Annotated in this window: 20 protein-coding genes and 1 pseudogene; 15 read left to right on the forward strand and 6 right to left on the reverse strand. The window is 62.0% G+C overall.

Annotation, left to right across the window (positions count from 1 at the left end):
- Positions 1-59 precede the first annotated feature (59 nt).
- The 4 genes from QFZ83_RS32355 to QFZ83_RS32370 all read right to left on the reverse strand — a co-directional run bounded on the left by QFZ83_RS32355 (position 60) and on the right by QFZ83_RS32370 (position 3,076).
- Positions 60-896 carry a transporter substrate-binding domain-containing protein gene (locus QFZ83_RS32355; RefSeq protein ID WP_307512501.1) on the reverse strand — a complete coding sequence of 279 codons (837 nt, stop codon included), beginning with the start codon at positions 894-896 and terminating at the stop codon, positions 60-62.
- Positions 897-959: 63 nt separating this feature from the next.
- The gene (locus tag QFZ83_RS32360) at positions 960-1,745 is read right to left on the reverse strand and encodes an amino acid ABC transporter ATP-binding protein (RefSeq protein WP_307512503.1); all 786 of its coding nucleotides are present in this window, start codon (positions 1,743-1,745) and stop codon (positions 960-962) included.
- Between the two features lie 14 nt (positions 1,746-1,759).
- Positions 1,760-2,416 carry an amino acid ABC transporter permease gene (locus QFZ83_RS32365; RefSeq protein WP_307512505.1) on the reverse strand — a complete coding sequence of 219 codons (657 nt, stop codon included), beginning with the start codon at positions 2,414-2,416 and terminating at the stop codon, positions 1,760-1,762.
- Positions 2,417-2,422: 6 nt separating this feature from the next.
- Positions 2,423-3,076: an amino acid ABC transporter permease gene (locus QFZ83_RS32370; protein WP_307512507.1), complete on the reverse strand. Its 654-nt coding sequence runs from the start codon at positions 3,074-3,076 to the stop codon at positions 2,423-2,425.
- A gap of 180 nt (positions 3,077-3,256) precedes the next feature.
- On the opposite strand from QFZ83_RS32370, the gene QFZ83_RS32375 reads away from it, so the two are divergent.
- From QFZ83_RS32375 to QFZ83_RS32400, 6 genes are all read left to right on the forward strand, one after another.
- Positions 3,257-3,910: a TetR/AcrR family transcriptional regulator gene (locus tag QFZ83_RS32375; protein WP_307512509.1), complete on the forward strand. Its 654-nt coding sequence runs from the start codon at positions 3,257-3,259 to the stop codon at positions 3,908-3,910.
- A 176-nt stretch (positions 3,911-4,086) separates the two neighbouring features.
- Complete coding sequence (locus QFZ83_RS32380) at positions 4,087-5,226, forward strand: ABC transporter substrate-binding protein (protein WP_307512511.1); 1,140 nt, start codon at positions 4,087-4,089, stop codon at positions 5,224-5,226.
- A gap of 19 nt (positions 5,227-5,245) precedes the next feature.
- Complete coding sequence (locus tag QFZ83_RS32385) at positions 5,246-6,256, forward strand: adenosine deaminase (protein WP_307512512.1); 1,011 nt, start codon at positions 5,246-5,248, stop codon at positions 6,254-6,256.
- Entirely contained in the window at positions 6,253-7,086 is an 834-nt protein-coding gene (locus QFZ83_RS32390; protein ID WP_307512513.1) for an ABC transporter ATP-binding protein, read from the forward strand. Before QFZ83_RS32385 ends, QFZ83_RS32390 begins: the two co-directional genes overlap by 4 nt.
- A complete protein-coding gene (locus tag QFZ83_RS32395; RefSeq protein ID WP_307512515.1) occupies positions 7,083-7,904 on the forward strand; it encodes an ABC transporter permease in 822 nt (273 codons plus the stop codon). The genes QFZ83_RS32390 and QFZ83_RS32395 overlap by 4 nt, the downstream gene beginning before the upstream one ends.
- 34 nt (positions 7,905-7,938) lie before the next feature.
- Positions 7,939-8,943, forward strand: coding sequence for an isopenicillin N synthase family oxygenase (locus tag QFZ83_RS32400; protein WP_307512516.1), 1,005 nt, complete (start codon positions 7,939-7,941; stop codon positions 8,941-8,943).
- 26 nt (positions 8,944-8,969) lie between these two features.
- On the opposite strand, the gene QFZ83_RS32405 is transcribed toward QFZ83_RS32400, so the two are convergent.
- Positions 8,970-9,965 (reverse strand): LysR family transcriptional regulator, encoded by a 996-nt coding sequence (locus tag QFZ83_RS32405; protein ID WP_307512517.1) that lies wholly within the window; start codon positions 9,963-9,965, stop codon positions 8,970-8,972.
- 561 nt (positions 9,966-10,526) lie between these two features.
- Here QFZ83_RS32405 and QFZ83_RS32410 point away from each other — a divergent pair.
- Together QFZ83_RS32410 and QFZ83_RS32415 are read left to right on the forward strand one after the other, a co-directional pair.
- Positions 10,527-10,991 (forward strand): helix-turn-helix domain-containing protein, encoded by a 465-nt coding sequence (locus QFZ83_RS32410; protein WP_307512518.1) that lies wholly within the window; start codon positions 10,527-10,529, stop codon positions 10,989-10,991.
- 27 nt (positions 10,992-11,018) lie between these two features.
- Positions 11,019-11,567, forward strand: coding sequence for a PIN domain-containing protein (locus QFZ83_RS32415; protein WP_307512519.1), 549 nt, complete (start codon positions 11,019-11,021; stop codon positions 11,565-11,567).
- 721 nt (positions 11,568-12,288) lie between these two features.
- On the opposite strand, the pseudogene QFZ83_RS32420 reads toward QFZ83_RS32415, so the two are convergent.
- A pseudogene (locus tag QFZ83_RS32420) lies at positions 12,289-12,462 on the reverse strand (alpha/beta hydrolase); the annotation flags it as partial.
- A gap of 449 nt (positions 12,463-12,911) precedes the next feature.
- Here QFZ83_RS32420 and QFZ83_RS32425 point away from each other — a divergent pair.
- The 7 genes from QFZ83_RS32425 (at position 12,912) to QFZ83_RS32455 (ending at position 22,475) form a co-directional block, all read left to right on the forward strand.
- Positions 12,912-17,291 carry an RHS repeat-associated core domain-containing protein gene (locus QFZ83_RS32425; protein WP_307512520.1) on the forward strand — a complete coding sequence of 1,460 codons (4,380 nt, stop codon included), beginning with the start codon at positions 12,912-12,914 and terminating at the stop codon, positions 17,289-17,291.
- Positions 17,281-17,631 carry a hypothetical protein gene (locus tag QFZ83_RS32430; protein ID WP_307512523.1) on the forward strand — a complete coding sequence of 117 codons (351 nt, stop codon included), beginning with the start codon at positions 17,281-17,283 and terminating at the stop codon, positions 17,629-17,631. Before QFZ83_RS32425 ends, QFZ83_RS32430 begins: the two co-directional genes overlap by 11 nt.
- 118 nt (positions 17,632-17,749) lie before the next feature.
- Positions 17,750-17,992, forward strand: a complete 243-nt coding sequence (locus tag QFZ83_RS32435) for a hypothetical protein (RefSeq protein ID WP_307512524.1) — start codon at positions 17,750-17,752, stop codon at positions 17,990-17,992.
- A gap of 126 nt (positions 17,993-18,118) precedes the next feature.
- Positions 18,119-18,385: a hypothetical protein gene (locus tag QFZ83_RS32440; RefSeq protein ID WP_307512526.1), complete on the forward strand. Its 267-nt coding sequence runs from the start codon at positions 18,119-18,121 to the stop codon at positions 18,383-18,385.
- Positions 18,386-18,546: 161 nt separating this feature from the next.
- A complete protein-coding gene (locus tag QFZ83_RS32445) occupies positions 18,547-19,308 on the forward strand; it encodes a hypothetical protein (RefSeq protein WP_307512528.1) in 762 nt (253 codons plus the stop codon).
- Between the two features lie 15 nt (positions 19,309-19,323).
- Complete coding sequence (locus tag QFZ83_RS32450; protein WP_307512529.1) at positions 19,324-19,713, forward strand: hypothetical protein; 390 nt, start codon at positions 19,324-19,326, stop codon at positions 19,711-19,713.
- Between the two features lie 620 nt (positions 19,714-20,333).
- Entirely contained in the window at positions 20,334-22,475 is a 2,142-nt protein-coding gene (locus tag QFZ83_RS32455) for a TonB-dependent siderophore receptor (RefSeq protein WP_307512531.1), read from the forward strand.
- Position 22,476 lies beyond the last annotated feature (1 nt).

The raw sequence follows: 22,476 nt of genomic DNA on the forward strand, positions 1-22,476 counted from the left end.
GGAAGAGTCGCGGCATCGCCTATGCCGCAGGAGGTGTGGCGCGCATGGCGCGCCGGCGTTCAGTTCGAGGTCTGAATCTTGTAGCTGCGTTGCGGGGGTGGGGCGATCTTGAAGTACTTCTTGTAGATCGCCGTGTATTCGATGTACGAATAACCCGTGGTCAGGTCGGTGACAAAGCCGTCAAGAAACTGGCTCCACGGGAGTTCGCCCATCTTGTACGCAATGCCGTAGTTCTGGAAGCCGCCGAACACTTCGGGGATGACTTTCATCTCTGCGTTGGTCGCGCCGTACCACATCCCGATGGGCAGGTCGACGAGAAAGGCCTGCGCCCGGCCCGACCGCAGCGCCAGCGCCTGCTGGTCGACGGAGCCGAAGCTCACGATCTGTGCCTTGGGCGCCATGCGCTTGGCCAGGTCGATCTGCTCGGGCACCGTGAGCGTGGCCAGCGTGACGCTGGGATCGTTCAAGTCGGCCAGCGTCTTGATCTTCGAGTCCTTGCGGATGGCGGCCGTCATGCCGGTGTCGAAGTAGCGCGGAGTGAATGCCACGCGGACGAGGCGCGAAGGAGAGATGGTGGCGAACTGCGCCACCATGTCGACCTGATCGTTCTGCAGTGCGGGCCAGCGCGCTTCATTGGTGAGCAGTTCGAACTTGATCTTGTTCGGGTCGCCGAACAGCGCCTTCGCGACCAGACGGCTCATGTCGATGTCGAAGCCCTGCAGTTCGCCCTTGTCGTCCTTGAAGCCGAAAGGCGGCGTCGAGCTCGTGGTCCCCACGATGAGATAGCCGCGCTTGAGGATGTCCTGCAGCTTGTCTGCATGGGCGGCCGGGGCGGCGCACGCAGCCAGCACGGTTGCTGCAATGGCGAGCCATTGGCGAATTGCATTGAACTTCATGATGAACCTTTGGTGATCGATGGAAGAAACGACGGGACAGGAACGGGTAATCTTTGTGGGTCTTCAGGCAGCCGCCTTGCCGCCGCGGTTCTGGGCGTGGAAGCGCGTGAGGAACTTTTGCAGGCGCTCGGTGCGTGGGTTCGTCAACATGGACTCCGGCGCGCCTTCCTCGACGATCAGGCCTTCCTCCATGAAGATGACCTGGTCGGCCACGTCTTCCGCGAAGTGGATCTCGTGAGTGACGCAAACCATGGTCAGGCCTCGTCGCTTCAGGTCACGCACGACCTCCAGTACTTCGCCGACCAGCTCAGGGTCCAGTGCGGAGGTGATCTCGTCCAGCAGCAGTACCGTCGGCTCCATGGCCAGTGCGCGGGCGATCGCCACTCGCTGCTGCTGGCCGCCCGACAGGAACGCCGGGTAGGCGTTCTGCTTTGCCGAGAGACCGACCTGGTCGAGTAGCGCTAGCGCGATCTTCTTCGCTGTGGCCTCGTCCTTGCCCAAAATGCGCTTCGGGCCGCACATCACGTTCTGCAGGACCGTCATATGCGGAAACAGATTGAATTGCTGGAACACCATGCCGATGCGCTGGCGTGCCTGCGCTTCCTCGCGCGCATTCCATCGGCGCCATTCGCCGCCCGTAGAAGGGGTGCGCCCCAGCGCCGCGCCGTCGATCTCGATGTGGCCGTTGTCCCAGCGTTCGAGCATGTTCAGGCAGCGCAGCATGGTGCTCTTGCCCGAGCCACTCTTGCCCAGAAGGACGGCGGTCCTGCCCTTGGCGACGTCGAAGGAAATGTCTTTGAGCACCGCGTTGGCGCCAAAGGACTTGGAGAGGTTTCGAACGGAGATCATGAGGGGATTGGTAGTCAGGACCGTTGGGATCTGTTCATGCGCTTGGACAGGTACGCGGCGGACCGCACGGTTCCGTAGCAGAGAACGAAGTACATGCCCAGGGCGGCAATGAAGAAGGTGAAGGGCGCGAGGGTGCGCATGACTGCCTCGTTCGTGGCAAGCGTGAGTTCCCACACGCCGATGATCGACACCACGGAGGTGGCCTTGATCACGATCGCCGCAAGGTTCATGAGCGCAGGCAGGGCGATGCGCACGGCCTGCGGCATCACGACGACAAGCTGGATCTTCCAGTGCCGCATGCCCAGGGCCTTGCCGGCCTCGATCTGGACCTTCGGAATGGTTCGAAGCGCCCCACGCAGTATCTCCGCGACGTAGGTCGCGAAGAAAAGCGCCAACGCAACGCAGCCGGCGTAGAACGTGTCGATGAAGATGCCCAGCCGCGGCAGCAGGTAGTAGATAAGGAAGACAAACACCAGCAGCGGGATGCCCCGGATGCCTTCGATCACGCAGCGCAGGATGAAGGCCACTGCGCGTCCGCCGAGCATGCTTGCCTCGGCGATGAGAAAGCCGAGCACCAGCGCGAGAAGCGTCGTGATGAGTGCCAGCACGAGCGTCTGGCCGAGTGCCTGCAGCAGCAGCGGTGCCGCGTTCACAAGAAGTGTCACTTCCATGGCGGGTTACCTTGCGATGCCGCTGCGGCGTTCGAAGAAACTGCCGGCTCGGCTCAGCAGCCAGGACAGCAGCGAATAGCAGATGGCGATAGCGACGAAGGGCTCGAAACTTGCTGCCGTGCGTTGCGAGATCACCTTGGCGGCCATCGTGAGGTCGACCAGAGAAATGGCCGCGCCCAGCGAGGTGTCGTGGATGAGCAGCACAAGCACCGACATCAAGGCCGGGACCGAAGCCGACCAAGCCTGTGGCAACTGCACGATACGAAAGATGGCGAACGGCCGCATCCCGATCGCGCGGCCTGCCTCGATCTGCGAGAGCGGCACCGATAGGAAGCCGCCTCGCAGCACCTCGGAGACGAACACGCTGTGCTGCATGACCAGGACCACGACCACGCAGGTGAATGTCGGTATCTGCAGTCCCACCATCGGCAAGCCGAAGTAGATGAGATACATCGTGATGAGCAGCGGCGTGTTGCGCATGAGCTCGACATAGGCTGTCAGCACCCATGCGGCCGGCCCGCGTGCCTTCAGGCGTGCTGCGCACAGCAGCAGCCCGCCGACGAGACTGAGGCCGCCGGCCAGGCACGCGAGCATCACCGTGAGCTGGAAGCCGTTGAGCAGTTCCTCGCGACTGCGGGCGATGACGCTCCAGTCAAACACGGTGTCTCCCTTCTACGCAGTTCGTTCGCGACAACGGCGGTACGCCGTTCAAGGAGTTCAAGGGCCATCGGTTCAATGTGGACTCGCTCTCTATGACAACTGAATTACTGTACCGTCTGGACTGTACGGTAAACTAATTCCGAAGTAAACACACGCGGTGGATTTTTTGAAAGCATGGCAATGGACGAGAAGAACAAGCCCAAGCGCGGAAGGCCAAGTGCGCGCGACAAGATCCTCGACGCGGCGCTGACCTTGGTGCAGGAGATTGGTGCACCGGCGTTGACGCTGGACGCCGTCGCGGAGCGCGCTGGCGTTAGCAAGGGCGGCCTCCTGTATCACTTCCCCTTCAAGGAGGAACTGTTGACGGCCGCGAACGAAGCCATTGCCTGCCGGCTGGCGAACGCGCGCAGCGCTGAAGCCGAGAGGCTGCCGCCGTCGCCGAATCGCGCGTTGAAGGCCTATGTGCTCGCCTCGGTCTACAACAGCGGCGACAACGACAAGATCACGACAAAGATGCTGGCTGCAGGATCGATGCTCAAGGAGTCGGCCGATCCAATCCGGCGCTATTGGAAAGAGCGCTTCCCTGAAATCTCGGCAGGCTCCGGCTTTGATCGCGGCGCCTTAGTCCACGCTGCAACGGAAGGGCTCTGGTTCATGGAGATGCTGAAATTGTCGCCGTTCTCGCCGGACCAGCGTGCTCGGTTGATCGAACTCATTCTGGCGATCGCGGACGACAGTGCGCCGCCCCCCGCAAACGCACCCGGTGCAAATGCAGCGCCTGGCAGAAAGGACCCGAAGAGGTCGATCGCCCCCCGCAAAAAGGTTGTGCGCTGACCGTGCCGCCCAGAGTTCGCGCTCGGCAGTGACCGAACGTTGTGCGCGAAGCCTGAAGTGCGATTTAGGCAATGAGAAATGTGCGATTAATTAGAACAAGACTCGCGGAATATTGATCCAAAGCAATCTGAGTCCGGCGCTAACCTCGCAACGATCCGAGCAACCCAGGATCGTTCATGTTCTCTCATTCGATACACGCCTTCGGCGGTCTGACCCCCTGTGCTCGTCTTGCCAGCCGTGCCGCGGCCGCGCTCGCCGCGCTCACGCTGCTGCTGTCGGTCCCAGTGGTGCAAGCGCAACCCAGGCCGTTGAAGCCGGTGACCATCGCGCTGGGCACACAGGTCATCAACGTCACCTATCCCTGGCTGACGCTGCCCATTGCGCTGGGCTACTGGAAGGAGGATGGCTACGACGTGAAGATCGTCACCACCGGTGGCTCGCTCCAGGGCATCCAGCAGATGGTGGGCGGCGGCGTCGACTTCGCGCAAGTCAATTCCACCGGGCTCATTCAGGCGAACACCGAGAACCAGGTCGCAGTCCGCGGTCTGATGGCGACGGGTGTGATCGACTGGGGCGTCGGTGTGCTGCAGGACAGCCCGGTGAACACTGTGGCCGACCTCAGGGGCAAGAAGATCGGCATCTTCAGCCTTGGCACGGGCGGGATGCCGCTGCTCAAGGGCTACTTGCGCGCCAACGGCGTGAACCCCGATACAGAGGTTCAGATCATCGCGACCGGCGCCGGCGCACCGGCGTTGGAAGCGCTGCGTGCAGGCCGCGTGCAGGCCCTGATGTTCTGGGGCTCCGCGCTCACCGGCTTCCAGAATGCGGGCGCCAAGATGCGCATCCTGTTCGATCCGACGTGGCGATCGCTGCCGGACTTCACCTTCGCCACCATGCAGAAGACGATCGACGCCGATCCGGCGATGGTGGAGGCGATCGCGCGCGGCGCAGCCAAGGCGACCTTGTTCGCCCAGACCAATCCCGAGTGCGCGCGCCGGATCCACTGGAAAAACTATCCTGGCAGCAAGCCGACGGGTGCCGATGAGGCCACGCTCGCTAGATGGGACCTCGCGCTCTTGCAGACCCAGCTCGAGACGATGTCCGGCACGGAAGCCATGACCTCTACCAAGCTGATCGGTGCGATGAGCCCTGCTGCCTATGGCCGCATGCAGGACCTGATGCTCAAAGACGGATTGATCAAGCGCACGCTGCCGCCCGAGTCGATGCTCCACCTGAAGCCGGGCTTCGTGGAGGCAATCAACCGCTTCGACCGCAGCGCCGTCGTAGACGCCGCCAAGGCCTGCAAGGGGTTGTGACGTGACGCCCAAGGAATTCGTGGCGGGCCTGCCCAAGGCCGAACTGCACATGCACATCGAAGGTTCCATCGAGCCTGCGTTGTTCCTTCGGCTTGCCCGCCGCAATGGCGTAGCCATCCGTTGGCGCAATGAAGAGGAGCTTCGTGCTGCCTACAGCTTCACCGACTTGCAGGACTTCCTGACCCTTTACTACGACGGCTGCCGCGTGCTCGTTCAGGCGCAGGACTTTCGCGACGTGACGCGCGACTACCTGCGCCGCGCGCACGCTGACCGTGTGCTGCATGCAGAGATGTTCATCGGCGTGCAAGGCCACACGAGCCGCGGCGTGCCGCTGGCCGCCGTGATGGAAGGGGTGCTGGGCGCGATGGATGCAGCGCGTGTCGAGCACGGTATCAGTTCTGGCCTGATCGTCGTAGCGCAGCGTCATCGCAGCGAGGCCGAGGCGCTCGACATGCTCGAAGACCTGCGCCCATGGTACGACCGGTTGCTGGGGTTCGGCCTCGGCGGCGCGGAACTAGGAAACCCGCCGTCGAAGTTCGCAGAGTTCTTCCGTCGCTGCCGCGAGCGTGGCTTCAAGGTGGTGGCGCACGCGGGCGAGGAAGGTCCGGCCGCCTACGTGCGAGAGGCCGTCGACTTGCTGAGGGTCCAGCGGCTGGACCATGGCAACGCTTGCCTCGACGACCCGGCACTGCTCGCGAAGTTGGCTCAACTGCGCATGCCGCTCACGGTGTGCCCGCTGTCCAACGTGAAGCTGCAATTGGTGCCATCGATGGCCGCGCACCCGCTGCGCAGGCTGATGGATGCGGGCCTGTGCGTGACCGTCAACTCCGACGACCCCTCCTATTTCGGTGGTTACGTCAACGACAACTACCTGGCATGTCAGCAGGCGCTCGGCCTCGAGCGCGACGATCTGGCAATGCTGGCGCTCAACAGCTTCGAGGCCGCCTTCATCACGCCCGAGCAGCGTTCGACCGCGGTACTTGCCGTTGATGCATGGGTGGCGCGTAGCGAGCAGGAGGCTGCCGTATGAGCGCGCTCGTCCAATTCCCTGGCAGGCGAGCGGCGCTGCACGACGCTGCGGACGCTGTGCCTGCGTTCCGCTTCGAAGGTCTGCACAAGACCTTTCGATCGAAGGATGGCGCGAACGTGGTCGCATTGCACGACGTCAGTTTCAGCGTCGCGCGCGGCGAGTTCATCACCGTGGTAGGTCCGAGCGGCTGCGGCAAGAGCACGCTCCTGCGCATCCTGGCCGGTCTGGAGCGCGCGAGCCGCGGCGTCGTCGAACTCGGTGGGCGACCCCATACCGCACCGAGCCGCGACGTGGGCGTGGTGTTTCAGTCGCCCGTTCTGCTGCCATGGCGCAACATTCTCGAAAACGTGCTCGTGCCCGCGCAGATCCAGGGCCGCGAGCCGAAGGTCGCGCACGAGCGCGCCATGCACTATCTGCACTTGGTGGGGCTTGCGGGATTCGAGACCAAGTACCCCGGCGAGTTGTCCGGCGGCATGCAGCAGCGCGTCGGAATCGCACGCGCGCTGGTCAACGATCCGATGCTTCTTCTGATGGACGAGCCCTTCGGCGCGTTGGACGCGATGACGCGCGAGACCATGAACGTCGAGTTGCTGAAGCTGCGCGAGCGCACCGGCGCCACGATCATGCTCGTGACGCACAGCATTCCGGAGGCAGTCTTCCTCGGCGACCGCGTGATCGTGATGTCGCCGCGACCGGGGCGAGTCACGCAGGTGATTGACGTTGATCTCCCGGCAGCACGCACGCTCGAACTCATCAACACCGAGCGCTTCGGAACACATGTGCGCGGCATTCGGGCCAACTTGAATGCCAGTGGAGGGCTCGACGGATGAACGCTGCAACGCCAGATTTCGAATCGTCCGCACCGTGGCTGACGCCGCTGCGCCGGAAGGCACTTATCGCAGCCGTCTTCGTGGCCGTGGTCGCCACATGGCAGTTGGTCGTGAGCGGACTGAATGTCTCGCATTTGATCTTTCCGGGGCCTGCGGGCGTGGCGCGCTCCGTGTACGAGACCTTCCGCTCGGGCGAGGTGTGGCCGCACTTGGGCGTGACGCTCTACGAGATCCTCGCGGGTTTCGCGCTCGGCGCGATCGCGGGCTTCCTGCTGGGCGCGCTGATCGGCCAGAGCGCACTGCTTGAGTTGGTGCTCTATCCGTACGTGGTCGCCTTTCAGACGGTCCCCAAGGTGGCGGTGGCGCCTTTGTTCGTCCTGTGGTTCGGCTTCGACACGACATCAAAGGTGGTCATCACGGCGACCATCGTGTTCTTCCCGGTGCTCGCCAACACGATCGTGGGCTTGCGCTCGGCGCCGAAGGACCAGATTGACCTGATGCGCGCGTTCACGGCGTCGCCATGGCACGTGTTCCGCATGGTCCGACTGCCCCATGCGCTGCCCTATGTCTTTGCCGGACTGGACATTGGCATCGTGCTGGCTGTGATCGGCGCGATCGTGGGCGAGTTCGTGGGTGCCCAAGCCGGACTGGGCTACCTCATCCTGCAGCGGAACTTCTCGATGGACGCGGCAGGCATGTTCGCGGTGCTTCTCGTGCTCTCGGCCATTGGCATCGCGCTGCACAGCCTGATGAAGGCGATCGCGCGGCGCGTGGTGTTTTGGGCCGACGCATTCACCGACTTGTCTCGCGGAACATGAAGCAATCCCCAACCCTGACGAAGGAAGCAACGATATGAGCCTCAACGAATACGCGGTGGATGCGCCTCGCAGGGCATCCGCAGAAGAGATGCCGATCCTCGATCTCGGGCCATGGCTGGCCGGCGGACCAATCGGGCCCGTGGTCGAGCAGTTCCAGGCTGCATGCACCAACACCGGGTTCTTCTATGTCAGCAACCATGGGGTTCCGCAGACCGTGATTGACGCGGTATTCGATGCAACGCGTCGCTACATGTCGCTGCCGATGGAGGAGCGTTTGAAGGACCTGTTCGATGAACGCTTCCGGCGCGGATTCATGCCGATGGGGATCACGCAGCACCCCGGCCACAAGCCGGATCTCAAGGAGAGCTACGAGCTCGGCATGGACCTGCCGATGACTGACCCAGATGTGGCAAACGGACGCCCACTGCACGGTCCCAACAAATGGCCCGCCGACAAGCCGTGGCTGGAACCTGCGGCCATGGCGTATTTCAACGCCACCATCGAGCTCGGACGAAACCTGCTGAGGATATTCGCGTCGGCCGTCGGCAAGGAGGAGGGGTTCTTCCTGCAGTACGCCAAGAAGCCTATGGCGCAGGCTCGGCTCTTTCACTACCCGCCGCAGGAGTCATTCACGAATCTTGAACTGGGTGCTGCCGCGCACACCGATTACGGCATGCTCACCTTGCTCGCGCAGGATCCCATCGGCGGGCTGGAGTTGCGCACGCGAAGTGGAGAGTGGGTGGCGGCTCCCTATGTCGACGGAACGCTGGTGGTCAATCTGGGCGATCTCGTGAAGATCTGGACCAACGAGGCCTACGTGTCCAACGCTCACCGCGTCGCAAATCGCACGGGCAGGGAGCGCTATTCGATTCCGACCTTCTTCAATCTCGACTACGAGACGCCGGTGGCGTGCCTGCCCGAATTCCTGCCGAGCCAAGGCGAGCCGCGACATGCACCCATCAAGTCCGGTGACTACCTAGTGCGCAGATTCGCATCCGTGCAGAAGTACAAGACGCCCGCGGAGCTGGCAGCGCAGTAGGTGCGTCGCAATTTGACAATGAAGGCTCAAACCGAGGCCTTGCCCGTGCCGGCCCGCTGCTCCGCCTGTTGAAGCGCGGCCGTCAGATTCGAGAGAAACGCCTCCACGGGAATCGGCAGGCTCCGGCCCTTGTGCACGCTCAACGCCAGTCGCTGTGGCTTGGCGCGCGGATCATTCAGCGGCACGTAGGCGCCTGCCCGGGGCGGCCCGAGGGGGTCTTCCAACGGCCGAGTCGTGAAAGTGAGGCACATGCCTTCGGCTGCCACGTTTCGCATGAGCTCATAGGAGTTGGTTTCCAGCGCGATGCGGGGGCGAATCTTGGCCTTCGCGAGCATTTCGTCGGACTGCTGCTTGGCCCAGAGGGACGAGTCGAGCGACGAGAAGCTGTACTCGGCGCAGTCCGACAGGCGAAGGGACCGGCGGTTCGCCAGCGGATGTCCGATGGGAACAAGCACGAAAAGCGGCAGCAACCTTGTATAGACCACCGATAGGTCCTGGAATGCGATTTCCCCAAAGGTGAAGCACGCATCGAGGTCGTCCTGCAGCAGCATCTCCGCCAACGTCGGGCTGCCACTGACTTTGATGCTGAATGAGATGCCCGGATAGTGCTTGGCGAAGCTCGAGAAGAACTGCGGCATGAAATCGCGCGTCAACGATTCGGGCATGCCGAAATTCACATGGCCTCGTTTCAGCCCCTGGAGTGCTTCGATCTCCGAATGCAGCCGCCCCGACTCCTTCACGATGTTCTTGTGATAACGCATGAGAAGCTCGCCGGCCGCGGTGAGCTTGACCTTGCCGCGCCCTTGTCGTCGCTCCAGCAATGGGGCGCCAAGGGATTCCTCGAGCATGGCGAGTTGCCGACTGATCGCAGAGGCCGCGACATACAGATTTTCCGATGCAGCCCTGATCGAGCCGGTGCGGACGATCTCGGCGAAATAGCGAAGCGAGGTCGTGGAGACAAGACTCAACAAAAACTCCGTTTGCGCGCGTCGATAGCGGATGAGACCAAACCATTCTTGCACGCTATGCCGGGTTTCCGAGCGAGAGCTGAGAGAAGACGATCGCCACCTGCCAATTCATCGCATCCGTGAGGGCGGTGGTCGCCACGATCGCCTAGGCAGACACCCTCGTCGATCCGGGGCGCATGGTGTGTGAACCAGCCGCAGATTGCGTCGCGATTTCCGCGATTTGGTGGCCCTGATCGCGATCCAGGTCGCGAACTTCTCGGCGTAGAAAACGAGCCTGCTAGAGCTTGTCCGCTTGGTGCAGCACCGCATTTCTTCTCTCGCTCGCAGGTACTTCTTTGCGCTGTTGCGAAACAGGCCTGTGCGCCTGGCTATCTCGCGAACCACGTCTTAATCATTCCGAGATGCTCTGCCTCGAAAATGAGCAGGTAGGGTTTTGCGGTCGGTCTTGGACGGAAATTACTGCTCTATTCGGATCGGTTTTGGGTGGCAATCAACAGGGCCGGACCGGCAGGAATGGCATCTCCGTTCGATGCCCGGTCAGTTGCGAATATTGCGTTTGATGCGTATATTTCGCTTAAGGGCGCCAGCACAGCGCCAGCTATGAAAGGACCCAGCATGACCCAGATACTCGACCCAGCCAGCGAAATGGAAGCCGAGATGGCCGGCGCGGCGACGGCGTGCTTGGTTGCGGCCCTGGACCACTCCAAGGCAAAAGCCATCAAGGTGACCATCGAAGTGGAGGGGGACACCAAGGGTCAGGCCCCAGTGCTGCTCCTGCCTCCGCGTGCGTTGCGCTTCTTTGCCGATGTGCTGCGCCAGATGGCCAAGCGCGAGCCGATGATGCTTGTTCCGCAGAAGCTGGAGCTCACGACGCAGCAAGCGGCGGCACTTCTGAATGTGTCGCGTCCCTTCGTGATCAAGGAGATCGAGGCTGGCCGGCTGAAGTGCCGGCTGATCAACCGGCACCGCCGCATCGAGTTCGAAGAACTCATGCGCTACAAGGACGAGCAGAAGCAGCGGTCGGCCGGCGCCCTCAAACGCTTGAACGACCTCTCCCAGGAGATGGGCGAGGAGCTGTGAGTGGCCGGAAGCGCCCAGTACACAGCGGTGCTCGACGCCAACGTCCTCTATCCGGCGTTGCTGCGCGACGTGCTTCTCAGCCTGGCGGACGCGGACCTCTATAGCGCGAAGTGGTCCGTCCACATCCGTGATGAGTGGACGCGCAGCTTGTTGCGGGACCGACCTGACATGGGCGTCCAGATTGCCGCTGCTGCGCAAGCCATGGAGGACGCCATTCCGGACTGCCTCGTCTCCGGCTACGAACACCTGATCGAGGGCTTGAAGCTACCAGACCCTGATGACCGCCATGTGCTGGCGGCTGCGATCACCGGGCACGCGGATGCGATCGTGACGTGGAACGAAAAGGACTTTCCCAGGGAAGTGCTGGACCCGTTCGGCATCGAGGTACAGACCCCTGACGAATTCGTCCTCAACCAGTTGATGCTGGAGAAGCTCACCGCCCTCGCAGCTTTGAAGCGAATGCGCGAGCGCTGGGCCCGGCCGCGGTACGACGCGATCGCGTTAGTCGCCCTGCTCGAGAAGCGTGGGTTGCCCCAGACCGCAGCGCACCTGCGCGATGTTGTGGCACTCATCTAACCGGCTTGGGGCACCTCCGCGCGTAACTTGGAGCACCGATTCGCAAGTGAGATAATCCTGTCTCGGCGGCCCGTTTGTCTCTGGTGTGATGCCTGAAACTTGGGGCTGCTTCCGGCAGTTTTGGTGTACCCAAACGTGTACCTGGCAGATTGGACGAATTGGCGAAAGCGAGTGCTGGTGCGGGTTGCAGGCGATTTTAAGATTCCGCCCCAGCTTAAACCGGGCTTTGACCGCTCAGGCAGTCTCGGAGAATCAATGACTTACCGCTGCGAGCCACGGTTTGTGATTCGATTCCAAGTTTCGTAAAAGAGGCTTGCTTCAACTTTCGTCTTCAAGGCGCCTCTCCTGCAATCATGAATTTTGATAGTGATGATCGCTTGGCCTAGCAGAAGCGTCCTGAACCGCCGGAGATAGGGCAGGTAGTAGCAGCCGATGATCTCAGCGGGGGCAGTGACAAGGTAACCCGGAACTACTGTTTCTGTCGGCGACGTTGTGCGTCTACGCAGCCCGAGGCGCAGGTACAGTGCTGGTTCGACAGAGAAGGACACTCAGAGCCCGTCCAGGATCGTGCAATCGAGGACTGGCCGCCGGCTCACGCCGTGTCCCATTGCGCACGAAGGCGGTCGTGCTTCTTTCAATTGCTTGAAGTTCTGAAAGCTTGTAGCGCAGTTGCGCGGGTGAACGGCCGCGATATCGCGTAGTTCGGCGGACGGGCGATCAGGGGAGAGGCAATCTGCCAGATCAGCTTCGAAAAGTTGTGCCAATTCTTCTCGTAGCCTGCACAACCGCGCTCGGTGGCGAAGTAGTACTGGTACCACCCCTGCAGTTCGGCTTTCGGTGGCAATGGAACCTTGCCCGACTCCTTGCTGCCGATCAGATAGCCGCTGACCGAGACAGGGCCTTGACGCGCGAAGCCACGAGGACCATCTGCCTCCATTGCCGCAATAACCATGCTGCGGAGCGGCGGTCGCTTCCTTTTGCGTTGGAGCACTGTCGGTGAAGCGGCTAAAAGAATTAAGTGAACAGGCGAGACAACTTAACTATTCCAAAGCCCCGATGAAACACGATGTGAATTTAGTTCTGCATTTGTAGATCGGACAACGCTGGCGTATCTTGCGCCCACCTTCGATGGCCTCAAGACCACAGAAGGTGCTGCCGGGAGGGCAGGGTGCACGAGGAGGGAGTATCGGACTGCCATCGGCCAGAGCCATGCGCAGCGCGACACATCACGCAGCATCAACGCACGACCTGCATGCCTTGAGGGCGATGCATGACCGATCCGCGCAGCTTTCTGCAGGATCGGCCGCGCTTCGCCTCGTTCAAAAAAAAGCGAGGAGTGGGTCGATGAAATCGTGGATTGCCAAGTGGCTGTGGATCAGCCTGGGCTTCTTAGCCCTGCTTTTTGGAACGCATGCGAATGCCGCGAGCTATTGGCTGGATTCGCGCTACGACACCAGTCAGACCCACTATCCCACCCCTGAAGATGCCTGCGTCATCGGTGAGCTGCAGCGGCGCATGGCGGGCTACACCGCCACCAGCTCTCTTCCCCATCGATACAGCAATGCCTACACCGGACCCGACATGGGACTGGGCGAGCAGATCTGCCGAGGGAACATCGAAAAGCGCCAGTTCAACATCTGGCTTCCTGTGGAAGTGGTCGACACGCTCGTGTACGGTCCGCTCGAGGAGCCAGCGCCGGCGTGCGACCCATCCCTGATCGACCCCATCACAGGTAAGTGCGCGGCGCCCGAACAATCGTGTCGCCGTGATGACGGTGCGATCTTTGGTGCGCCGATCCTTCCGGCTACGGCGGAGAAGTACCGCTCGGAGCTCGACTTCGTCGACGGCGGGCCTTCGCCGCTTTCGTTCCAGCGCACGTATCGCAGCACGTGGGGCGCCGATGCAGCTCGCCCGGCTGGCTCCCTGAGCAAGGCCTGGGCACACAACCACGCGACGGTGCTGAAGTTCACTCCCGCCGTCAGTCCCACGTCGGTTGCGATCAACAACGCAGAAGGCACGCTGCGGGCATTCACCAAGGCTTCGGGTGCCACGAACTGGACGACCACGAACAGTGCCGACACGCTGGTGCAGGCGGGCAATGGCACCTGGTCGTACCGCCGGGCCGACGATGACGCCACGCTGGCGTTCAGCGCTGACGGCAAGCTGCAGACCCTCACGCAGCGCAACGGATGGGTCACTACGTACGCCTACAACGCTGCCGGGCAGTTGGCGACCATCACCAATGGGTTCGGCCGTACGCTGACACTGAACTACAACGCGAACGGGCTGCTCGCATCCGTTTCTACGCCCGATCTGCGGAGCGTTGCGTATGCCTATGACACCGCAGGGCGGCTGTCGGTGGTCACGTACCCCGACACGAAGACCCGCACCTATGTCTACGAGAACGCGACATACCCGCAAGCTCTGACGGGCATCCTGGACGAAACCGGCGCACGCTTCGCGACATTCAGCTATGACGCGCAGGGCCGCGCCATCGACACGCAGCTTGCGGGGACCGTGAACCGCTACCAGGTGAGCTATCCCTCCGCGAGCTCCGCGACGGTCGTCGATCCGCTCGGCACGAGCCGCAGCTACAGCTACGGCACCACGAAGGGCGCGCTGGCCGTGACCGGCGGTTCCTTGCCTGCCGGCAGCGGTGGCGCCGACGCGGCTTCCCGCACCCAGGACGCCAACGGCTTCGTGACCTCCGAGACCGATTTCAAGGGTGTGGTCACCACGACCACTTGGGACCCGGCGCGACGCTTGCCGACCACCGTGGTTCGCGCATCCGGCACCCCGGACGCGCAGACGGTCACGACGCAGTGGCATCCATCGTTCAGGCTTCCCGCGACGGTCACAGAGACCGGCCGCATCACCACCTACGCCTACGACGTGAATGGCAATCTGCTGAGCCGCGCCGTGACCGACACGGCCACTTCGCCCAACACCACGCGAACCTGGCAATGGACCTACAACGCGCAGCGCCTGGTCGACACGCAGACCGAGCCAAACGGGGCGGTGACCAGCTATCTGTACGACACGCGCGGCAACCTCACGACGGTGACCAACGCGCTGGGACACGCGACCCTCTATGGCTATGACAGCGCGAATCGGGTCACGAGCACCACGGCGCCGAACGGTCTTGTCACCACGTACAGCTACGACAACCGGGATCGGCTGCTCACCAAGACGGTCGGTGCCGGGCTGGCCGGCCAGCAGACCACCACGCTGACCTACAAACCAACAGGCTCGGTTGACACTGTCACGTTGCCCACTGGACTCGTGCTGAGCTACGCGTACGACGCTGCGCACCGTCTGACTGGCTGGAGCAACAACCGCGGCGAGAGCGGCACCTACACGCTGGACGCGATGGGCAATCGCACGGGCGAGCAGTTCAAGAACAGTGGTGGCGTGGTGGCCTGGAATGCGGTGCGAACCATCAACAACCTCAACCGCCTGTCGGCCAGGACCGAGGGACCGAACCAGACGAACAGCTTCGGATACGACGCCAACGGCGAGCTGAGTTCCGAGACCAATGGCCTGAGCCAGTCCACGCAGTACGGACTCGATGGCCTGCGGCGCGTGAAGACCATCACCAACGCCGCGAACGCCACCGCCGCGCTCGCCTACAACACACTGGATTCCGTCACCAGCGCCACCGATTTCAAGGGCGTCGCCACGAGCTACACGCGCGATGCGCTGGGCAATTCGACCGCCGAAGCCAGCGCCGATATTGGGAGCGAGAGTGCGCAGTACGACAGCCTCGGACTTCCCAAGCAGATCACCGACGCGTTGGGGCAGACAACCACGATCACCCGCGATGCGCTGGGCCGTCCGACCCAGTTGCTCTTTGCGGATGGCCGCACCACCACACTAGCCTACGACGCGACGACCGCAAGCAAGGGCTACCTGAGTTCGTTCACCGATCGCAGCGGTACCACCGCCTATACCCGCGATGCCTTCGGCCGGGTGGCGGTCAAGCAGCAGACCCTGGCGAACGGCAGCGTGCAGCAAGTGCTGTATGGCCACAACGCGAACGGCACCCTCGGCAGCATTAGCTACCCCAACGGCAGCCTGCTTCTGTACGGCTATGACGCCACTGGGCGTCTGACAGGGTTGAGTTGGAACGGCCAGCCGCTGGTCACCGGCATCTCCTGGAATGCGCTCGGCCAGCCGACGGCGTGGACCTGGGCTTTTGTGTCGCCGGCGCTCTCTGCAAGCCGCACTTACGACACCGCCGGTCGATTGACCGCCACCGAGTTCGGCAGCTACGTCTATGACGCCGCGGGCCGGATTACAAGCCTGACCCAAAACCTCTACAAGCCCGGTGACACCAATCCTGCGAACAGCACGATCGCCAATGCCAACGTGACCTGGACCGTGGGCTATGACGCCCTGGGGCGCATCACCGGGTTCAACGCGACCGGTGATACGGCGGGATTCGGCTACGACGCGAACGGCAACCGCAGCAGCAGCACGCGGGACATCGCCGGCCAGACCACCAGCCGCACGTACACGGTGGGCAGCGGCAGCAACCGGCTCACGGGCTTCAGCCAGACCGCGGGCGCTATCACCACCAGCGTGACCTATGGCTACAACACCAACGGAGACCTCACGAACGATGGTCTGCGCAGCTTCGCCTACGACCCCGAAGGGCGGCTGAAGACAGCGACCACCGGTGCGACCGACAGCAGCCCCACCGTCCGCTACGCGCACAACGCCTTGGGCCAACGGCTGTTCAAGACCGAACCGGTCTACCCCTTGCAGGGAACCGCGGGTGCCGCGCTGAGCGCCTTCTTCGCGAAGGAATGGACACCATCGACTGTTCTGGCCGAACAACTGGGCTTCGCGTTTGCTTATGACGAAGGTGGCGCGCTGCTTTCGGAAACGGGCAGTGGAGGTGCCAGCAGCGCCGGCCAGGCGCAGTACATCTATCTGCCCACAGCCAACGGGCCGATGCCGATTGCGGCGGCGATCGACGGCAGCATCTACGCGATACACAGCGATCACCTGAACACGCCAAGAAAACTCTCCAATGCGAGCGGACAGGCGGTTTGGCAGTGGGGATACAGCGCATTCGGAGAAGACAAGCCGACCCTGGCGCGGAACCGATTCGCCAACCTTGAGACCACACCCAACCCGGGCACCACAAATATTGCCGCGGTGAAGTTCAACCTGAGATATCCGGGGCAGTACGCGGACAGTGAGAGCGAACTGTTCTACAACTACTTCCGGAGCTATGACGCCAGGACGGGCCGATACAGCCAACCTGATCCCATCGGACTCGATGGCGGATGGAATCGGTTTAGCTATGTAGATGCCAACCCGTTGCGCTACACAGATCCGATCGGGCTGCAAAAGACATATCAAGAAATGATCGGGCCTGACTACGCGGATCAGCCCCCGCCCGCCGACTATCCGGTGCTGACCCCAAGGCCGCCAATGTCCCCGGCGCCGTCGCCTTTGAGTGGCCCAATGCTGTATGACCCGGGCTATAAGCCAGGTCATTGGCCGCCGCCACCAAACAAGCCACCAAGCGAGTCGGAACCCTGGCCTAAAGATGACAAGAACTTCTGCATTCGCACCTATACGGATTGCCAGACGAAGGACTGGACGGGAAATTGTCAGGCGTGCCTAGATCGCTGCCTGGGGTCTGCATCAGGAAACTGGCCGTTTAACATGTGTCGGCCACGGAAAAAAAGAGGGAACATGTGTGAACCATGATGAAGAATCAGATTTGCGCGATGCATTCGAACTGATCAGCGCGTTCAAAGAAAACACGTTCCAAGCCGAGACTGCCATCACTGAGCACGAGGGCAAGTTGCTAAAGTTGCTGCGTGCCGATTTGCTACCGCGCGAGTCTGGCTTGGATGATGATCTTTACAAGCTGGTCTTGCGCGTGGCCGAGGAAGACACGCGGTGGAATCATCAGACAATGAAAGTTATCAACGAGATTTACAGTTTGCGCGATGCTGGCAATAGCAATGAAGCAGACTTATTGCAGCAGTCATTCATGCGTGACTGCCCTTCGCGCTGGTATCGAGAGGTTGTGGGCGACGTATAGGCTGACCTTGAGGTTTCCGCCTGTTCTGGAAGTTGCTGATCGCTGTCACCCTCGTATAACTTCAGTTATAGCAACGGCCACGCAGCGGTTGCAATGACGATCGAATCGAGTGCATGCGATGAAATTTGATACTGGCAAAGAGCTGATGGATGGTGCTCAGAGTATCAACGCCCACCTCGGCAATCTTGCAGAGCTGGTAGAATTGATCGAGGACGAAACTCTGAAGAAGAAAATTAAACGGGAGCTGGGACTCGTCGTGGGAAAGGTCTATATAGGCGTCATGGTCCCAGTGCTCCGGGAGCATCCAGAGCTTGATCCCGATTCGCCCTCCGACACTGAGGCGGTCTCGCGCAAGGACTAGAAGCGATCGGCGGTCGGTATTGACAGGAGCTGTGCACGGCAGAGGGTTCATCGGCCAGCCGTGGACCGCAGGAAGTGCGAGCGCAGTTCCTGGGAACTGTCTTGGTCGAATGCCCGCACGAGATCGGTGAGCACGAGCCGCGCGAAGCCCGCTTCGAAGCTCAAGGGCCAATCGTCAAATGCGATCCATTCTGTGTCGCTGCGGCCGTTCCCCGTTGAGCCAAGCCTGGATCTCCAGCAGGCGTCGGTGTCGGACGACCAGAATCGGGTCAATCTGCGACGTCGCTCCGCTGATCCGGTGTCGGATGTCAGCGTTGAAATACTGCTGCAGCTGCTCGATGCTCTCGGCCGGTGCCAATCCGACGAGATGACGATATCCACAGACGTGATGTAAGCAACGTCGAAAAGTGCGAATGAAGCCACATCTACTGGCATATTTGTTGATTTCCATCCAGAAGTGACCCCCCGCGGGTCAGGATTCCATGGAACTCAACAGATCGCGCCGGCAATGTGATTGCAGGTGCGGTTAACGGTTGGTTGGCGGGTGGGGAGGTGGTGCTGAAGATCCCCGATGCAATCGCTGCCATTCCCTCGGCCGTGACGCGGCTAGCTAGCGGTACAGCTTCAGCCGCTACGCAGTTGTGGAATGACCCGGTTGGCTCTGTAACGAATACGATGGCCAGCGGCGTTGATGGCTTCCGAACCGGCTTCAACCAGACTGTCAACGGCAATGGCTTTGCGATGGGGTCGGCGCTGTTCGCGATGGGGACTATGGGGGTTCCGCTGGGTCGACTGGAGGGCGTTGCGGCACTCGGCACCGCTGACGCAGCTGCGGCAGTTCGGCATGCAGCTTGGGGAGGCGATCTGGGCGAAGTCAGTGGCAGCATTGAACGCCTCGGCTTGCGGGCGCTTAGACAATCGGGTGGCGATGCACAGCTATCGGAGCGGTTGTTTGAGGGCTACCTTAATGGTGTCAGCAATCGACTGGCACGAACGGGCAGTGAGTTCGGGATCGAAATTCAGCCCGCCTCTTTGGCTAACGCTGAGCGCGTACCAAACTTCATATATCTGCATCGTGGTGGTTCCAGCAGTCCGCTGGTTACTTGGCCAGATGGCACGCCTCGTCTATATGCCTACGAAGGATCACGCCGGCTTGATGCTGGTGTAATCGACACCACCGTTGCTCCAAATGAACATGGACTGCACCCGGTAGTTGCGGGCTTCGACATCACCTTGAGTGCCACGAAGCCAAATATTGTTCCGTACTATCAGAAGTACTTCGGCAATATCCCAATCTATGACATCCGCTTACCGTAAAGAGGAGATCAACCCTTGAATCGAGTGGAAGAACTGCTGGAAATCATGATCGATCAGGTCGTCTTGCCAGCCTTGTTGGAACTAGACAAGGAGTCGAATCAACCAATCGCGGTGAAAGTCTCCGCGATCTTCGGCAACGATTCGACATCTCGGGAGATCTGTACCCGCGCAGGCGAATCGACAAACACGGCCGGGGGCGAGGCAAGGATTCGATTTAGAGAAAGCAGCCCGGCCAACTGCTTTAGCTTTGCGGGGGAAGCGATCTTCAATGGACTTGCGCCCGCGACTGGATTCTCTGGCTTTGCTATCGCTGGGAAATTGAAAGTTGACGAGAGAATGGCGAGCCTATCTTCGCGTTCCAACCGCTACAACGTTTGGACTTGGAGCAAAGGATTTGTCGTTTGACAACTGTCTTGCTCGCCGCATCACATGGCTGCTCCTCGTGTACGCGCCCTTGATTCTTAACCGCTAAAACTAAAAAAGCCCTCACCGCCCCGGCCATTAGGCCGAGGTCGTGATGGCTTCGTCGTTGGTGGGTACTGTTCAGTGCTGTGCGAGCATCGATTCGAGCACCTGCACCATGAAGCGTCGGCGAACGTCCTGCGGTTGCTCGCCAGGACGCTCACGCGTGAATCGCAGCCTCGTACCGATGACGATCCGGAATAGGTCCGCGCTCGCCGCTGCTTGGTGACGCCCGGCGACATGTTGACGGTTTCGGTCGCGGTAGCCTTAGCGTGCTCGACCACTGCATCAAGAGCTAGGCGGAGATCACTTTGCGATTTGTCGGTACTTTTGTCGGTACTTTCCGAGAGAGGGCACGAGAGTTTGCAGTATCCATGCGGCCCATGGATAGATTTGTGATTCCTGGCGGCGGGACCACATGCACAAAGCAAAAGGCCGGGAGCTTCCCAAAGCTCCCGGCCTTTCTTTTTTAGCTCATCAAGAATGATTCTCACGCGCAACTTTAGAATGGGCGCCTCCGAATCGTTCTGAATGCTGTGCGCGTCCTGCGCATGCGCTGCTCCATGCACAAGTTTCCATTGGCCAGGCCACTCGCGCTCGCGGGGACCTTCTCTCTTGCTTCTCTCATCTCGCCCGTTTCTCACGCGCAGACGGCCGATGCCGCCGCCGATGTGCCCGGACAGCTCAGCACCGTCACAGTCGAATCCAGCGCGACCAACGGCTTCGTTGCCAACAGCGTGGAGGCCGGCACATTCAGGGGCGCGGGCATCCTGGATGTTCCTGCAACGGTCAACACCGTCACGCGCGACGTATTCGAGCTCCAGGGCGCGGCGGGAATCTATGACGTGCTGCGCAACACCGCCGGCGTCACGCGCCAGCAGAACGGCGGCGACACCTTCGACCAACTCGTGATCCGCGGCATCGCCGTCGAGAACCGGACGAACTACCGGCTCAACGGTTCACTGGCGATTCCCAACATTTCCGAGATTCCCATGGAGAACAAGGAGCGTGTTGAGGTGCTGAAGGGGGCCTCGGCGCTCTACTACGGCTTCACCACGCCGGCCGGCATCGTCAATCTTGTGACCAAGCGGGCGGGCAGCACGCCGGTGAGCTCCGTTGGCCTCACCGTCGACGACAGGGGCACGTTGCAGGCCTCCACCGACATCGGGCGCCGGTTCGGCGACGAGAACCAGTACGGCCTGCGAATCAACGCGGCCGGCGGCCGCATCGGCTCCAACATCGACGGGGTGGACGGCAACCGCCGGTTCGTGTCGGCCGCCTTCGACTGGCGCGTCAACAACCGCCTCACGCTCAAGGCCGACGTCGAGAACTACCGCAAGCGCATCACCGAGCAGGCCGGCATCGCGAGGCCGGCGGCGGTCAACGGCGTGATCACCTTGCCTGCGCTGCCGGACCCGGACAAGCTCTTGGGCCCAGGCTGGGCGGTCTTCGACGCCGAGGTCACCAACACCCAACTGCGCGCCGACTATTCGCTCGGCGGCAACTGGGCGTTGATGGTGGAGGCCGGCCACTCCGAAGCCGAGCGCGACCGCAGGCTCGCCAGCTTCAGCAACTACAACGTGCGCACCGGCGCAGGCCGCATCACCGGCAACGACCAGAGCCTGAAGCAGACGTCCGACCTGTTGCGCACCGAGCTGTTCGGCACCTTCTCGACCGGCAGCGTGCAGCACGAGCTCACGATCGGCGCCGCGCAGAGCAAGAAGACCCAGGACCCGATCTTCCAGCGCAACTACGGTGGCGCGAGCACGGTGCAGAACCTCTACAACCCGATCGTCATCGGCTACCTGCCGCTGACCGCGTTGCCGACCCGGCCCACCACCGGCGCGCAGGACAGCCAGGAGCTGGGTCTCTATGCGCTCGACCGCATCACCTTCTCGCCGCAGTGGCAATTGGTGGTCGGCGCGCGACATACGCACTTCGAGAGCACGCAAGGTGCCAGCGCCACGATCCCCTCGATCGCCTTCGACGTGCGCAAGACCACGCCGCTCGCAGCGCTCAGCTACAAGTTCACGCCCGACCTCGTGGGCTACGTGTCGTATGCGCAGGGTGTCGAGGAGGGCGAGATCGCACCCGCGGGCACCGCCAACCAGAACGCCCACATGCCGCCCGGCATCAGCAAGCAGAAAGAGATCGGCCTGCGCTGGCTCACCGGCGGCGGCATGCTGCTGTCCGGCGCGGTGTTCGACATCGAGCGCCCGGGCGCCTACACCAACAGCGCCAACACCTTCGTGGCCGACGGGCGGCAGCGTTACCGCGGTCTTGAAATCTCCGCGCAGGGCCGCCTGACCCGCGCCCTGGCGTGGCAACTCTCGGCCCAGTCGCTCGATGCCGAGTTCCGCGACATCAACGCGCAATACAACGGCAAGATGCCCGAGAACACCGCCCGGCAGACGGCCAGCGCTTTCCTCTCGTACGACATCGCGGCGGTTCCCGGCCTGTCGGTCAACGGCGGGGCGTACTACACGGGGCGGCGCCCGGTCGACGACCTGAACCAGGCGTTCATCGGCGGAAACACCATCTTCGGCCTGGGCGCGCGCTACGTGACGCAGCTGTTCGGCAAGCGCACGCTGTGGCAGGTCAACATCGACAACGTCGGCGACAAGCGCTACTGGGCGGCGGCCGGCACGCGGCTGGCCGTCGGCGCGCCGCGCTCGATCAAGGCCACGCTCAAGATCGATCTCTGAC

The sequence above is a fragment of the Variovorax sp. W1I1 genome, assembly GCF_030815625.1.
In the GTDB taxonomy this organism is placed as follows: Bacteria; Pseudomonadota; Gammaproteobacteria; order Burkholderiales; family Burkholderiaceae_C; genus Variovorax; species Variovorax paradoxus_C.